The following is a 14202-nucleotide window of genomic DNA, read 5'->3' as shown; positions in this document are numbered from 1 at the left end:
GATCAGCGGGCTGGCCGGATCAATTCCTGAATCCCTTGATAGCCGAAATAGCAGCCGAAGATGATTAACGTGATGCCGGCGATCCATGTCGTCACCTGGATCATTCTCGGGCTCAAAAACGTTCTGAATGTCCCTGCTAGAAAAGACATGGCCAAATCCCACAAAAACAGCCCGATTAAAATGCCCGAGCTGCATAGCAGCAGCTGATATGAAGCATATGACTCAATCGTCTTCGCAAGGATGCTTCCGTATATGCCGAGCCAAAACATGATGCTGAGCGGGTTGGATAGTGAAATCACCAGCCCGGAAAAGAAGGATTTGCGGTACGATTCCTTCTCCTTTTGGCCTCTCATCAGCGAGACTTCCTTGGCTTTGACCAAGCTTTCGATTCCCGTATAGGTCAGAACAAAAAAACCGAACAGCCATAAAAACGTTTTTAAAAATGGCATAGTCAGAAATTGAGCAACACCGAAATAAATCAGCACCATGTACACAACATCAGCTGTTACCGCCCCTAAACCAAACAGCCAGGCATGGAAAAAACCGCCTTTCATTCCCCTGTCAATCTGTGCCGCATTGACCGGGCCGACCGGTGCAGCCAATGACAAGCCTAAAAACACATAGCTGAGAAAAATGTTCAACATACCGCGCTTCCCCCTTCGCGATAACTTGTACAATGTATTCAAAAAAAGGGATGGTTAGAACATCTTCAAATCAAAAAGCCTTTTCCTTAATCGGAAAAGGCTTTTTTTACGCTATATCATCCGAGATTTGACAGCACAAGCGTCCAAATACAGATGATCAGGAGCAGAACGAGGCTGTATTTTACCGTTTGACTGAACAGCTTTGATTCCCGGCCTGTCTGCTGAACCGCCGCCGCGGCAATTGCAATCGACTGCGGGGAAATGAGCTTGGCCATGACTCCGCCCGCCGTATTGGCGGCAATGAGCAGCGCCGAACTCGTACCGATCTGTGCTCCGGTGACCGCCTGCAAATGACCGAATAAAGCGTTATTGCTGACAACTGATCCGGTGATGAATACGCCGATCCAGCCCAGCACAGGACTGAGGAATGGGAACACTCCGCCCGCTTTGGCAAGCGCCAAGCCGATGGAAGAGCTTAACCCCGCGTAGTTTGCCAGATTGGCAAAGCCCATTACAAAACAAATCGTAAGAATCGGCAGCCATAATTCACGGCTTGTGTCCTTCAGGCAGCTTAGGCCGCCCCGGATATCAATGTTTCGGCTCAGCAAAATGGTGATGACCACCGCGAGCAGAATGGCAGTGCCCGTCGCCGAAATCAAATCCAGCTTCAGCACGGCGTCAAGCGGTGCTGCTTGCGGGGAAATCGGCGGTGTTTTTAACACTTCCTGATGCAGAAACGGCATTTTGATCAAAAGCGTTGTTTGCTTCAGCAGGCCGCCGTCCTGGAAAAGCCCTTTAAAAGCGGGGAGGCTCCACAGGGCAATGACGCCGGTCAAGATGTAAAACGGAGACCATGCTTTCACTACCTCTAGCGCACCGTACTTGAGAGCCGGCTCCTGTTCGTTCCCAACTTCTCTATAAATACGCCGCGGCTGCCATTTTCTTAAGAACAGCGCGAGTGCTCCCATGCTGATAAGCGCCGCCAAAATGTTGGCGAGCTCAGGACCGAGCACAAGCATCGTAAACGTCTGCACTGCCGTATAGCTTCCGCTTACAACCAGAAGGGCGGGCAGCGTTTCTTTTATGCCCTTGAACCCGTCCAAAATGAAAACGAGCAGGAAAGGAACGAAAAAGGCGATGGCCGGAAGTGTTAAGGCCAATGTACGGGACAGTTCAAGAGGAGTCATATCCCCCATCTGCGCCCCCGTAATGACCGGTATCCCGATCGCGCCGAACGCACCGGAAGCCGCATTCGCGATCAAACAGAGGGATGCCGCTTTTAACGGTTTAAACCCGAGCTCGACAAGCAGTACCGCACTGATCGCAATCGGAACTCCGAAGCCGGCCGCTCCTTCCAAAAAGGCGTTGAAGCTGAAGCCGATCAAGAGCAGCTGAAGCCGCTGGTCGGATGAAATTCCGGCGATGCTCGCTCTGATCACTTTGAATTTTCCTGTCTTGACAGAAATCTTATAAAGCCAGACGGCCATCAGCACAATGTATCCAATTGGCCACAGCCCGTTTGCTATTCCGAGGAACACCGCGGAAACAGCTTTTGCCACCGGCATGTGAAAACAGAACACTGAAACAAGAAAGCTGACCGCAAGCGTTAAAAACGCTGCTAAAATCCCTTTCATTTTAAATACGGTCAGCGCAAGAAGAAAGAATAAAATCGGCAGGATTGCAACAAAAGCGCTGATATACTCATTCCCAAACGGATCGTAAACCTGCTGCCACATGTTCATCATCTCTCTTTTTTGTTGGATTAATTCGCAAAATGTGGTTTTAAAATCCCTTTCAACACGCCTACGCTATGCTTGAACTGCTCTTTTTCTTTTTCATTCAGGTTAAGCTCGATCACTTTCGTGACCCCATTACGGCCGACAACCGCCGGAACGCCGATACATACATCATCTTCTCCAAATTCCCCGCCAAGATAAGTGCTCACTGTTAAAATCGCTTCTTCATTGCGGAAAATGGCTCTCGTAATCCGGGCCAGGCTCATGGCTACGCCATAGTATGTCGCTCCTTTTTTCTCAATGATGTGGTAAGCGGCATTTTTCACATCGTCAAACAGTTCATCAAGTTCTTCCTGTTTGTAGTTCTCATTCTTTTTCAAAAGCTCGCTCACCGGAACTCCGGCGATATTCGCATGGCTCCAGACAGGAAGCTCGGTATCCCCGTGCTCACCGATGATATAGCCGTGAACATTATGGGCAGCTGCGCCGAAGTACTCGCTCAGCATGTAGCGGAACCGGGCAGTATCAAGTGTCGTACCGCTGCCGATGACCCGCTCTTTCGGAAGCCCGCTGAACTTCCATGTAGCATAGGTCAGAATGTCGACCGGATTTGTGGCGATTAGGAAAATACCATCAAATCCGCTTGCCATGACTTCGCCGACGATTCCTTTAAAAATCTTGAGGTTTTTTTCAACCAAATCAAGGCGGGTTTCACCAGGCTTTTGGTTGGCCCCGGCGCTGATGCAGACAACATCGGCATCTTTGCAATCATCATATGTGCCGTACCACGTTTTCACGGGATGAGGCGCAAATGCTTTACCATGGTTCAAATCCATTACATCGCCCATTGCTTTGTCTTTATTTAAATCAATGATCACTAGTTCGTCTGTGATTCCTTGGTTAATTAACGTAAATGCATAGCTGCTTCCTACAAAACCGGCACCAATTAAAACTGTACGATTGACTTTTTGGTTTGCCATTATTCATCATCCTTTGCCGTTAGTTTTAATTCTAAGTTGTTTGTGAAATTCTTCACATTTAGATTGTGCAATATTTCACATACCTTTTCAAGTCTTATGCATTTTTAATTGTGAATATTTTGTGTCTCTAATCATTTCTTCTCTAATTTTGTACAAATTCTGGTAGATATATGCCCTATTTTTAGATAAAACACCTAAATATTATAAATATTCATCCATGAATATCCAGCGGGTTGAAGGAAGGATAAACCAAGGCAATATCTGAAGGCTGTTCTCTCTCTCAACGGCTCTGCACTGGCGCCGGGCCGGTTGTGGCTGTTTTTTCATTCCCTTTCTCTCTCCCACCGGCTACCTGCTGCGGAATCGTTTATATCAGCAGCTGCTTAAGGCTTCCAGCGCAATAGTAATTTAAAAATTCAAACTTTTAGTTTGTAAGTAAAGCTAACAAAAATACTGTCAGCCTTCTTTCATTTTGTCATCATAAATTTAAGAATATACGTATAGGGAGTGTTGCAAGTGAAATTGGCGGATTTGAGGAAGAGCGGACATGCTCCTTCCCTGTTGTCATCTTTTTTATATTTTGATGTCAGCTTTATGATTTGGGTCCTATTAGGAGCGCTCGGCGTTTATATCACGGCGGATTTTGACTTATCGCCTTCCCAGGTGGGATTGATTGTGGCCATCCCTACTTTGGCGGGATCGTTTTTCCGCATCATGTTGGGTATTTTTGCCGACCGCTTCGGTCCGAAAAAAACGGCCGTCGGCGGAATGCTTGTGACCATGATTCCCCTTTTGTGGGGATGGCTGTTCGGAGCGACGGTCGCAGAGCTGTATATCATCGGTATTTTATTGGGCGTGGCGGGAGCGAGCTTTTCCGCCTCCCTCCCCATGGCGAGCCGCTGGTATCCTCCTCATCTTCAAGGGCTTGCCATGGGCATCGCAGGAGCGGGTAACAGCGGCACCCTGCTTGCCACGCTGTTCGGCCCCCGCATCGCGGAGCATGTGGGCTGGAATGGCGTAATGGGTCTTGCCCTCATTCCTTTGACACTCGTTTTGATCAGCTATTTTTTGATGGCCAAAGAACCGCCGAACCAGCCTTCTCCCAAGCCTGTAAAAGAATACTTCGCTGTTTTCAAAGAAAAGGACACCTGGTATTTTTGCCTTCTTTACAGTGTGACTTTCGGGGGCTTTGTCGGCCTTTCAAACTTTTTAAGTTATTTTTTTGCCTCACAGTATGCCATTTCTCCGGTCAGGGCCGGGGAATTCGTCACCCTTGTCGTGGCCTCGGGAAGCTGCCTTCGACCTGTCGGCGGATTGATCGCCGATAAAATCGGCGGTGTGCGCCTGCTGCAATTTTTATTTATCGGAGTTGCCCTTTGTATGTTCACGGTGAGCACGCTGCCGTCGCTTGCGGTTGTTACGGCCGCGTTGTTTATCGGTATGGGGTGTCTCGGCATGGGGAACGGCGCCATATTTCAGCTTGTGCCCCAGCGCTTCCAGCAAGAAATCGGGATGGTGACCGGTATCGTCGGGGCCGCAGGCGGAATCGGAGGTTTCTTTTTGCCGAATATTCTCGGAACGCTAAAACAAGTCACAGGCACTTATTCGAGCGGGTTTCTCACGTTTTCCGCGATCGCTTTTATAGCATTGGGCCTCCTTTTGTTCGTCCAAGCCGGATGGAAAAAGCAATGGAAAGCCGCCGGGAAATCCATTAGAATTTAATGCAAACAGCCGTTATGCCGACCGCCGGACATAACGGCTGTTTTGATTAATACGGACCCCAGCCCGTCATCACTCCGATACAAATGAAGAATAGTCCGATCACGAACCAGATAAATGCAAGGGGGATCATGAACCGGAGCCATTTCACATACGGAATGCCGCTTGCGGCCAGAACCGCCATCAAGACACCCGATGTCGGATTTATACAGTTGACGACGCCCTCGCCGAGCATGACGGCTTCGACAGCCACCTGTCTTGTGATGTTCATCAGATCGGCAAGCGGGGCAAGAATCGGAATAAAGACAACCGCCTCTCCTGAACCGGAGGAAATCAGAAAATGCAGGAGACCGCTCGCAATGTACATGCCGATCGCTCCAGCCGCCGGACTGAATCCATCCAAAAGACCGGCCAGTCCGTTCACAACGGTATCAAGGAGCTTCCCCTGTTCAAGAATGACTGAAATCGTCCGTGCCATGCCGACGATTAATGCGCCGTATACAAGACTTTGACAGCCGTTGATAAACGTTTTGGCAATATCGTTGGCTTTCATGCCTCCGATGATCCCTGCAGCAATCGAAATAAAGATAAACATGCCGGCCATTTGATTATCCGTCCAGCCGAGCTTCAAAGCGCCGTATAAAAAGCCGAGCAGCGACAGTCCCGCCACTGCCAAAATCAGCTTATGACGCCCGGTAAATGAGGCCTGCCCCTCATCCGCGTCACCGCCAAGCCCTTTTCCCGGAAACCAATTCGCACCAAGAATACTGGACTCAGGCGACTTTTTTAATTTCCTCGTATAGAAATAAATATAGATTAAGCTGGAAATGACAAAGCAGAGGTAGATCGCGATCCTTAGACCCAGACCAGAAAACAGCGGGAGATCGGCAATCTTTTGTGAAAGTCCAAGCGGCGACGGCGACAATATGGTAGCATTGAATCCCGCGTAGCAGCCGATATAAATGACGGCGGCCCCGGCGGCCGCATCCCATTTCAATGACCTCGCGACAATAAGACCGAGCGGGATAAAGCCGATAACAGAGTTGACCACGACTCCTGTCGTCCCAAGAATCGAGAAAAGGCCGCCGACAATGCAGATGAACAACAGCTGCTTCGAGCGGAAACGGCTGATAACATGATGGATCAAACCGCCGACGGCTCCTGTTTTTTCCAAAATCGCAAGCGCGCCGCCTGTAAATAAAATTAAAAAAATAATGGATGAAGACCCGACCATTCCTTCCTGAATTGCTGTAAAAAAACTGACAACCCCCACAGGGGACTGATCTACCTTATGATAGCTTCCGGGTACGGCTGTTGCGACTTCACCTTTTGTCACTCTGTCAAACTCCCCTGCAGGAATGACATATGTGGCGAGGGCACAGACAACGGCAACCATAAACAACAGCACATACGCATCCGGCATTTTCAAGCGAAACTGTTTCTTATTAGGCGAGGGCGATGATTTTACGGCAGGTACGGTCATGTTTTCAATCTCCTCCTTCAAATAATGCAGCAACTATTTTCTAAAATATCAAATTATTCAGAAAAATAAATACATGTGCTATATTATAGACAACCTCATTCTCCGGTTTCAACTGATTTTATGAAATGTCATAAATAAAACGATTAGGAGGTTTGACGATGGCATCATTAACAGACCATATCAAACAAAAGATGATCAACATTTTCGAACACCTGCACAAACACCCGGAAGTCAGCTGGAAGGAGCATCAGACAACGGCATTTCTCAAGGAACAATTAGAAGAAAACGGCTGCCGTACAAAGACATTTGCAGACTGTACCGGTGTCATCGGCGAAATTGGCGAAGGCTCACCGGTAGTAGCTGTCCGTGCTGATATCGACGCCCTCTGGCAGGAAGTCGACGGAACATTTCAGGCCAATCATTCATGCGGGCACGATTCCCACATGACGATGGCGCTTGGAACTTTAATGGCCTTGAAAGAGCAACGGGAGCTGCCTAAGGGAACGATCCGCTTCATTTTTCAGCCGGCGGAAGAAAAAGGCGGAGGCGCTTTAAAAATGATTGAAAAAGGCATTTTGGACGATGTCGATTATCTTTACGGCGTTCATGTGCGCCCTGTCCAGGAAACATCGAACGGGAGATGCGCCCCTGCGATATTGCACGGCGCAAGCCGGCATATTGAAGGGACCATCATCGGGGAAGAAGCCCACGGTGCGCGTCCGCATCTCGGAAAAAACAGCATCGAAATCGCGGCGACGCTCGTCCACAAGCTCGCCCACATTCACATCGATCCGATGACGCCGCATACTGTCAAGATGACAAAGCTTCAGGCAGGCGGAGAAAGCGCCAATATTATTCCGGGCAAAGCCAGTTTCAGTCTGGATTTAAGGGCTCAGACAAATGAAGCGATGGAAGCACTGGAAAGAGAAACAGAACTTGCCTGCCAGGCCGTGGCCGAATCATTCGGGGCAACCATCGAACTACATAAAGAAGACAGCCTCCCGGCGGCCGTTAAAAACGAAGCGGCGATCGCCATTATGGCGGAGGCGATCAGTAACGTAATCGGCGCAGAGAACCTCGATAAGCCGCTCGTCACAACGGGAGGAGAAGATTTTCATTATTATTCTGTGAAACGTCCTCATCTCAAGGCGACAATGCTCGGGCTCGGCTGCGGCCTCATACCCGGCCTCCATCACCCGAAGATGACCTTTGACAGGGATGCCATGTTTACCGGAGCCGACATTTTAACCGAAGTAGTGTTGAAGACGTTTGAAAAAATCGGCAGTGACATGGAAGTCAGCGTCAGCTAAACTTCACGAAAAAAACCTCTCAGCCGGAGCTGAGAGGTTTTGTTTATTTCTTCAGATCTTCAATGGAATTAACGTTTTTCATGTACTTCGGTACGACAAGCCCCATCTTCACGCCTGTCATGCTGATGCCGACATCGTCATATTTCCCTTTGTACTTAGCCGCGTATGCTTTGTGGGTGTTTGGCAGCCAAGCTGACAGAGAGGCATCCGCGCTGCCGGTGGCAATGGCCGTCCACATTGGTCCTGCTTCGACTTGAGTCAATTTCACATTGTAGCCCAAATCTTCGAATACTTTTCCGACAACGTTTGTGCTGGCAATTTCACTGTCCCATGCGACATAAGCGAGGTTGATTTTGTCTCCCTTCACTTTTTTAACGCCTTTTGTCCACTCGGCAATCTGATCGCGGTGCTTTTTCACATAGCTGGCCGCCGCTTTTTTCGGATCTGTTCCGTTTTCTACCTGAATCATCACTTCCGCCATATCGTCTTCCGTCCATTTGAACTGGCTGAGAAGCTTATTCGCATTAGGCTGCTCTTTTCCAAAGCCTTTACGTGTAATCGTATGGATCTGCTCCGCAGTACCGTACGATTTTTTAGGATCGTCCAGATATTTCAGATCATATCTCGAAAACATCCAGTGCGGCGTCCAGCCCGTAATAATAATCGGTTTTTTTCTGTCGTATTTTTTCTTGAGGGTGGCGGTCATCGCGGCGCCGGACGCTGATATAAGCGTCCAATCGTCCAGCTTGTAATCTTTCATCGCCTGTCCGGTAAGCGCCATGATTCCGGAGCCCGGGTCAATCCCGACAATTTTATGATTGACCTGGTCTCCTGCGGAAGCATTCTCATCCGTTTTTGAACCGCAGGCCGCAAGCGAGAAGAATAAAGCGGCCGCAGTGCTGATGCCGATGATTTTTTTCCACATCAAGCATCACCTCTGGTCTTCTTCAGTCTAATATTTTGCGTGATCCGGTCCAAGGTAATCGCCACGATGACAATGGCGATACCGGCTTCAACGCCGACACCTGTTTTCAGCTGAGTAACCGCGCTGTATACTTTTTCTCCAAGGCCGGGAGCTCCGACCATGGCCGCAATGACAACCATTGACAGCGCAAGCATGATGCTTTGGTTGATACCCGCTAAAATGGTTTTCGCGGCAAGCGGCAATTGTACTTTAAATAAGCGCTGCGCCGTTGTTGAACCGAATGCTTCGGTTGCTTCGATCAAGTCTGCCGGCACTTGCTGGATCCCGAGAACCGTCATGCGGATCGTCGGCGGCATGGCAAAAATAACAGAAGCGACAACGCCCGGTACGACACCGATGTTAAAGAAAAAGATCGCGGGCAGCAAGTAAACGAACGCCGGCATTGTCTGCATTAAGTCTAAAATCGGCGTCACGATTCTGCGGACCGTATTTTGCTGTGATGCCCAAATGCCGACCGGCACACCGACAATCACCGAGATGACGACAGATGTGACGACAAGCGCCAATGTTTGGAGCATAGGGTCCCAGTAGCCAAGATAATCGATAATAAGAAAACCGATTAATGTGAAAAGTGCGATTCCCCGCGTACTGATGAACCAAGCTAAGGCACTGAATATCAAGATGAGCAGGATGGAAGGAACGGCTCCCAATCCGAAGACAATGCCGTCAACGACATTTTCAAGACCGCTGGCGATCCCGTCAAACACTCCGCCAAACGTCAAAGTCAGCCAATCAACAAACCGGTCAATCATATCCGCTAATGGAATTCTAGGCAGTGCGCTCATTTAGTTCACCTCCTCAACGATGGCATCTTCCTCAGATGCGCTTTGTTCATCCGGCAGATTAATATATTGGTTGTCTCCGGAAAGAGCGCCGATCAAAGCACCTCTCACGACAATGCCCTTCATTCTGTTTTTATCGTCTACCACGGCAATTGGAATGTTGGCGTCAGAAACCGGTTCGAAAATCTCAGTCAATACCGTATCTTCATGGACGGTCGTCATTTCTTTTTGAAGAACGGCTTCTAAATCGTTTCCTGATTCCGCCGCTTTTTTGGCAGATTCCGCGGAAATGACGCCTAATAGGCGCTTATGTTTATCCACAGCATAGATGGATGAGATTCCCAGGTTTTTCATCAATGTGAGCGCAACCCTCGGACCTTTGTCAATGCGGACCGTTTCAGCGCGTTTCATAATATGTCCCGCCGTTAATACTTTCGATAAATCGACATCTTCTACGAAACGTTCAACATACTCGTTGGACGGATTCATTAAGATTTCTTCAGGCGTGCCGATCTGCACAATGTTTCCATCTTTCATCAGTGCGATTCTGTCGCCGATTCTGAGCGCTTCATCAAGATCGTGGGTGATGAAAATAATCGTCTTTCCGACAGAGTCGTGAAGCTCCAACAGTTCATCCTGCATATCTTTTCTGATCAGCGGATCAAGCGCGCTGAACGCTTCGTCCATAAGCAGAATGTCAGGATCATTTGTAAGCGCCCTGGCAAGGCCTACGCGCTGTTGCATTCCTCCGCTCAATTGATCGGGAAGCTGGTCTTCATACCCCTCAAGGCCGACCAGGCGAAGGGATTCAAGCGCTTTTTGTTTCCTTGTTTCTTTATCTACACCCTGCAATTCCAGTCCATATTCGGTATTCTGCAGTATCGTACGGTGGGGAAATAAAGCAAACTTTTGAAAGACCATACTGATTTTTTTACGCCGAACTTCGCGAAGCTGGTCTTTTGACATATTTGTTATCATGTCACCATCAATATAAATTTCGCCGGCGGTCGGTTCAATTAACCGATTCAGCATCCGCACCAAAGTGGATTTTCCGCTTCCTGATAGACCCATGATGACAAATATCTCACCGTTATACACATCAAAGTCAGCCTGGTTGACCCCGACTGTCGCACCAGTTGCTTTTAATATTTCTTTTTTTGTTTTACCGTTTGCCAGCATTTGTGCGGCTTTTTTAGATTGTTTCCCAAAGATTTTAGATACTTTTTTAACTTTTATTTTTATATCTTTATCTTCTATACTCATTCTATCCCTCCATTTTAAGCATCTTTTTAACCGTAACATGTTTTTGGTGTTTCATTCAAACAGCATATTCAGCTTAAATTGCACAAACTATACTGAAATGTTATTTTCATAGTTAACAATCGCTATATATACTCCAAAATCCTCCCATATACTTATAAATACTCTTTAAACGATAAAATCCGATTAGACGAGACCAGTGGTAAAAACGCTTGGAAACCGGGACTTTTCTCACCAATTTCTGTCCATTTTCATTTGATGAAGTAAAAAACATGCATATATTATCGTATTGCATCCAACTAGCATTTTATGAAACTATTTATGAGTACAAAAAGCCCCCCTTGAAACGGGCGGCTCCTTATTATCCGTTCAGCGCGGTTCTTTTCATATTGTTCTGCAGCTCCAGAATACGCTTTGATCCTTCTTCGCGAAGGCGTTTGTTTTCTTCCTCGATCTGCTTTGTCTCCTGCATGCCTTTTACAATCGTATTCCATGATTGTTCAATGGTTTCAATATCGATGCTCGGTCTGCCTGACATTCTCGCAATCTCGACGGATTGATTTGAAATGTTTTCCGCGTTGCGCTTGAGCATTTCATTTGTACGGCGGTCGAGTTCGCTCATAGAATCAGCGACAAGCTTTTGGCGCTTGGCCGTAACAGCCTGGATGATGCCGTTTTTGAAAATCGGTATCGTAATGATGAACGCGGAGTTGATTTTTCCGATCAGCTTTGTATTTCCGCGCTGGAGCAGGCGGATTTGCGGTGCGGTTTGGATCGCGACCATCCGCGCCATGTCGAGATCATACACCCGCTCTTCCAGCGCTTGAATGCCGTTTCTCAGCGTATCAAGCTCCATCTGCGCCATCTGGTTGCCGCTTGCAGCTTTCGCTTCATATTCAGGTACAAGCTGCTTCAATTCCTCTATTTTCATTTGGCCGGCTACAACGTATTTTTCGAGTTCCATATAGTAGTTGAGGTTGTTCTCATACATCTCATCAAGCGTGATTGTCGATTTGGTCATTTCATCTTTATATTTGGAAATCTCGACATTGATCTTTTCGATTTCTCCGCCAAGCGTCTGATACTTTTTAAATATTTTTTCGATCATGCTGTTTCCGCGCTTAAAGATTTTTGACAGCAGGCCTTTCGGTTCTTCAAAATCGTTTTTGTCAAAGCGGTCCATGATTTTGCCGAGCTGCGTCAGCATGGCCCCTGAATCTGTCACACTGTTTGTTCTCATCATCGAGAGAATGCGGTCGGAGAACTTCGAGATTTCCAGAGCAGGCTCCTTCCCGAATTCCAGCAGCGCCACCTGGTTTTTGGCGTCAATCTGCTGGGCGAGGCTTTGCACCTCAGGCTCCTGGCGCAGCTTGGCGCGGATGTCCTCCGCTTTTTCAATCGAGATTTCTTCCTCTTTGTTTATATTGACGAGGCTTGTTTCCGTTTTATTTGCCATTTAGATGGCCCCCTTCAAAAAATTTTATTTATGAATTTCCGTACAATTGACGGCTCTTTGAACTCCTGATTGAAAGACATTTCATCAAGCCAGTGGGTATCAAACTGCTGATCATCAATATAATGATCAATGCACTTGTGTCCCGGCGGATTATAAACGATGATATCGACGCCGATTTCATTTAATAAGAGCAGCGCCGCGGCGTCTGAGCGAGACAGCGCTCCGGTCTGTTCGGTATGATACAGGATCAGCTTCGGCACGGTTTGCGCATAGTCAAACGTTTGAATGACGTTCAACAGCACAGCCGGCAGATTGACCGCCTGGGTAAACAGGTAAAGCTGGACATCCGTTTCGCTTTCACCGTTTTGCGGCAAGAGCTTCGCACTTTTGCACATTCGTGAGACAGCTTCCGCGATTCCGCGCTGAACACCCTCAGGCAAATGTTTATAACGCCATATATGGCTCTCCATCAGTCGGCCGGGATTGATTTGCCCCGTCTGATCAAGGGCATCGCTGTAGTGAAATTGATAATTTGCGTTCACTTCCTCTGTAAACGGGAAGCGCCTGATCGTGTGGGATTCCTTGTACTCCGTTAACGTCTGCAAACGATCCCAGTACTCTTTTTCATTGGCTGATTTGCCCATAATCATCGCAAATACATTTGGAATCTCGACCGTATGTGTGCCCGCCTTGAAATTCGGGCGGATAAAGGCGCGTTCCTTCGCAATTAAAAACAGCTCATCATACGTGGTCTTCAGCGTAACGGAGACCGGTGTGTGCTCCCTGAATTGCCAAGGCTTAAACATCAGGGAATCTTCATTGTGCAGCACGCTGTCCAATTCTTTCGTTGAGCGGTATGCCACCGTTGACTTCCGCTGCGGTTTTTCCGTCGGGAACGGTACCAGCGCCGAGGTTCCCGGATAAGTGTACACAAAAGAACATGTTTGATCCGGGTCGATCACTTGAAATTGATCCTTTCCTTCCGGATGAAAAATCAGCACATCGCACCCGATGAGCATCAGGTAATATAAAAAATAGATCTGGCTTTTTGTAGCATCCCCGTACCAAATGACCCGCGGCATTGCTTTTTCAATATCGGCCGTTTTCAGCCAAGGCTCAAGATGATTGCCCATCCATTTCACAAGGTCCAATAGTACCCTGCGGAAGTCAGGATGGTTAAAGCCTTGTTCATGGAAAGATTGAAAAGTTTTCAGCACTTCGATAAAAGCCTGTCGCAAATGCCGGTGCATCCCGGGATGGGAATGCTTAACAATGAGCTGCTCTCCGTCGAGGAAGGCGGCAAATCGGTTGACCGACAGCCCCTTTTCCTTCTGGTTGATCATATGGATGTGCTGAACGGCCTGAAATCTTTCCTGATCAATTGTTTTATCAAGCGTCTCGCTTAAAATGTGAACATCTCCAGATTCGTACAGTTCATGCAAATAAATGTAGTAGTCTGTTTCATCATGCGGCGTTCCCAGTATCCGGCCCGCAACACGAGTGATCGTCAATGATCCGCCTGTTTCATAAGGGGTTCTTTCTGACAACGGCTGATGGATCACCTGTTTCCATTCATCATCTTTGATCTGTGCGGTTTGAATGTTGACCTGCTGATTCATAGCGCTCAGTCGCCCCCCTTCTTTCCGCTTGATTTTCGTTGCTGCTGCCGAATACGGCGCACATGCCCGCTCTTGTCACCGCATAGGTAGTCCCAAACTTTCTGATTGTGCCTACCGGAAAATCATGGACTCTTTTGCGCAGCGTTGACGAATCAATCCCCCATTCCTCACAGGCTTGCTGGGAACTGAGAATCTCGCGGCTGCTGAGATCGATTATTTTAATCATGA

12 protein-coding genes are annotated in these 14202 nt (G+C 47.9%); 2 read left to right on the top strand and 10 right to left on the bottom strand.

Annotated features, from left to right (window positions below; genetic code table 11):
- Positions 1 to 2: 2 nt before the first annotated feature.
- The 3 genes from BTR1S_RS14550 to BTR1S_RS14540 all read right to left on the bottom strand — a co-directional run bounded on the left by BTR1S_RS14550 (position 3) and on the right by BTR1S_RS14540 (position 3360).
- Positions 3 to 641 carry a LysE family translocator gene (locus BTR1S_RS14550; protein ID WP_006640140.1) on the bottom strand — a complete coding sequence of 213 codons (639 nt, stop codon included), beginning with the start codon at positions 639 to 641 and terminating at the stop codon, positions 3 to 5.
- 119 nt (positions 642 to 760) lie between these two features.
- Complete coding sequence (locus tag BTR1S_RS14545) at positions 761 to 2380, bottom strand: L-lactate permease (RefSeq protein ID WP_006640139.1); 1620 nt, start codon at positions 2378 to 2380, stop codon at positions 761 to 763.
- 26 nt (positions 2381 to 2406) lie between these two features.
- Positions 2407 to 3360: an L-lactate dehydrogenase gene (locus tag BTR1S_RS14540; RefSeq protein WP_006640138.1), complete on the bottom strand. Its 954-nt coding sequence runs from the start codon at positions 3358 to 3360 to the stop codon at positions 2407 to 2409.
- Between the two features lie 516 nt (positions 3361 to 3876).
- Here BTR1S_RS14540 and BTR1S_RS14535 point away from each other — a divergent pair.
- Positions 3877 to 5082, top strand: a complete 1206-nt coding sequence (locus BTR1S_RS14535) for a nitrate/nitrite transporter (protein WP_029419422.1) — start codon at positions 3877 to 3879, stop codon at positions 5080 to 5082.
- A 46-nt stretch (positions 5083 to 5128) separates the two neighbouring features.
- Here BTR1S_RS14535 and BTR1S_RS14530 read toward each other — a convergent pair whose 3' ends face one another.
- Complete coding sequence (locus BTR1S_RS14530) at positions 5129 to 6562, bottom strand: YfcC family protein (RefSeq protein ID WP_029419423.1); 1434 nt, start codon at positions 6560 to 6562, stop codon at positions 5129 to 5131.
- Between the two features lie 158 nt (positions 6563 to 6720).
- Between BTR1S_RS14530 and BTR1S_RS14525 the strand changes: the two genes are divergently transcribed.
- Positions 6721 to 7872: a M20 peptidase aminoacylase family protein gene (locus BTR1S_RS14525; protein WP_006640136.1), complete on the top strand. Its 1152-nt coding sequence runs from the start codon at positions 6721 to 6723 to the stop codon at positions 7870 to 7872.
- Between the two features lie 43 nt (positions 7873 to 7915).
- Here the strand turns inward: BTR1S_RS14525 and BTR1S_RS14520 are convergent, their stop codons facing one another.
- The 6 genes from BTR1S_RS14520 to BTR1S_RS14495 form a co-directional block, all read right to left on the bottom strand.
- Positions 7916 to 8797, bottom strand: a complete 882-nt coding sequence (locus tag BTR1S_RS14520) for a glycine betaine ABC transporter substrate-binding protein (protein ID WP_006640135.1) — start codon at positions 8795 to 8797, stop codon at positions 7916 to 7918.
- Entirely contained in the window at positions 8797 to 9642 is an 846-nt protein-coding gene (gene opuAB, locus BTR1S_RS14515; protein WP_006640134.1) for a glycine/proline betaine ABC transporter permease subunit OpuAB, read from the bottom strand. Before opuAB ends, BTR1S_RS14520 begins: the two co-directional genes overlap by 1 nt.
- On the bottom strand, positions 9643 to 10902 hold the full coding sequence (opuAA, locus tag BTR1S_RS14510; RefSeq protein ID WP_006640133.1) for a glycine/proline betaine ABC transporter ATP-binding protein OpuAA: 1260 nt from the start codon (positions 10900 to 10902) through the stop codon (positions 9643 to 9645).
- A gap of 358 nt (positions 10903 to 11260) precedes the next feature.
- Positions 11261 to 12355, bottom strand: a complete 1095-nt coding sequence (locus BTR1S_RS14505) for a toxic anion resistance protein (protein ID WP_006640132.1) — start codon at positions 12353 to 12355, stop codon at positions 11261 to 11263.
- Between the two features lie 14 nt (positions 12356 to 12369).
- Positions 12370 to 13974, bottom strand: a complete 1605-nt coding sequence (locus BTR1S_RS14500) for a YceG family protein (RefSeq protein ID WP_006640131.1) — start codon at positions 13972 to 13974, stop codon at positions 12370 to 12372.
- On the bottom strand, positions 13931 to 14200 hold the full coding sequence (locus tag BTR1S_RS14495; RefSeq protein WP_006640130.1) for a helix-turn-helix domain-containing protein: 270 nt from the start codon (positions 14198 to 14200) through the stop codon (positions 13931 to 13933). Before BTR1S_RS14495 ends, BTR1S_RS14500 begins: the two co-directional genes overlap by 44 nt.
- Between the last annotated feature and the right edge of the window lie 2 nt (positions 14201 to 14202).

It is taken from the genome of Bacillus sonorensis NBRC 101234 = KCTC 13918, from assembly GCF_001592005.1.
Lineage (GTDB): Bacteria > Bacillota > Bacilli > Bacillales > Bacillaceae > Bacillus > Bacillus sonorensis.
This window is presented reverse-complemented; position numbering and strand designations above follow the sequence as displayed.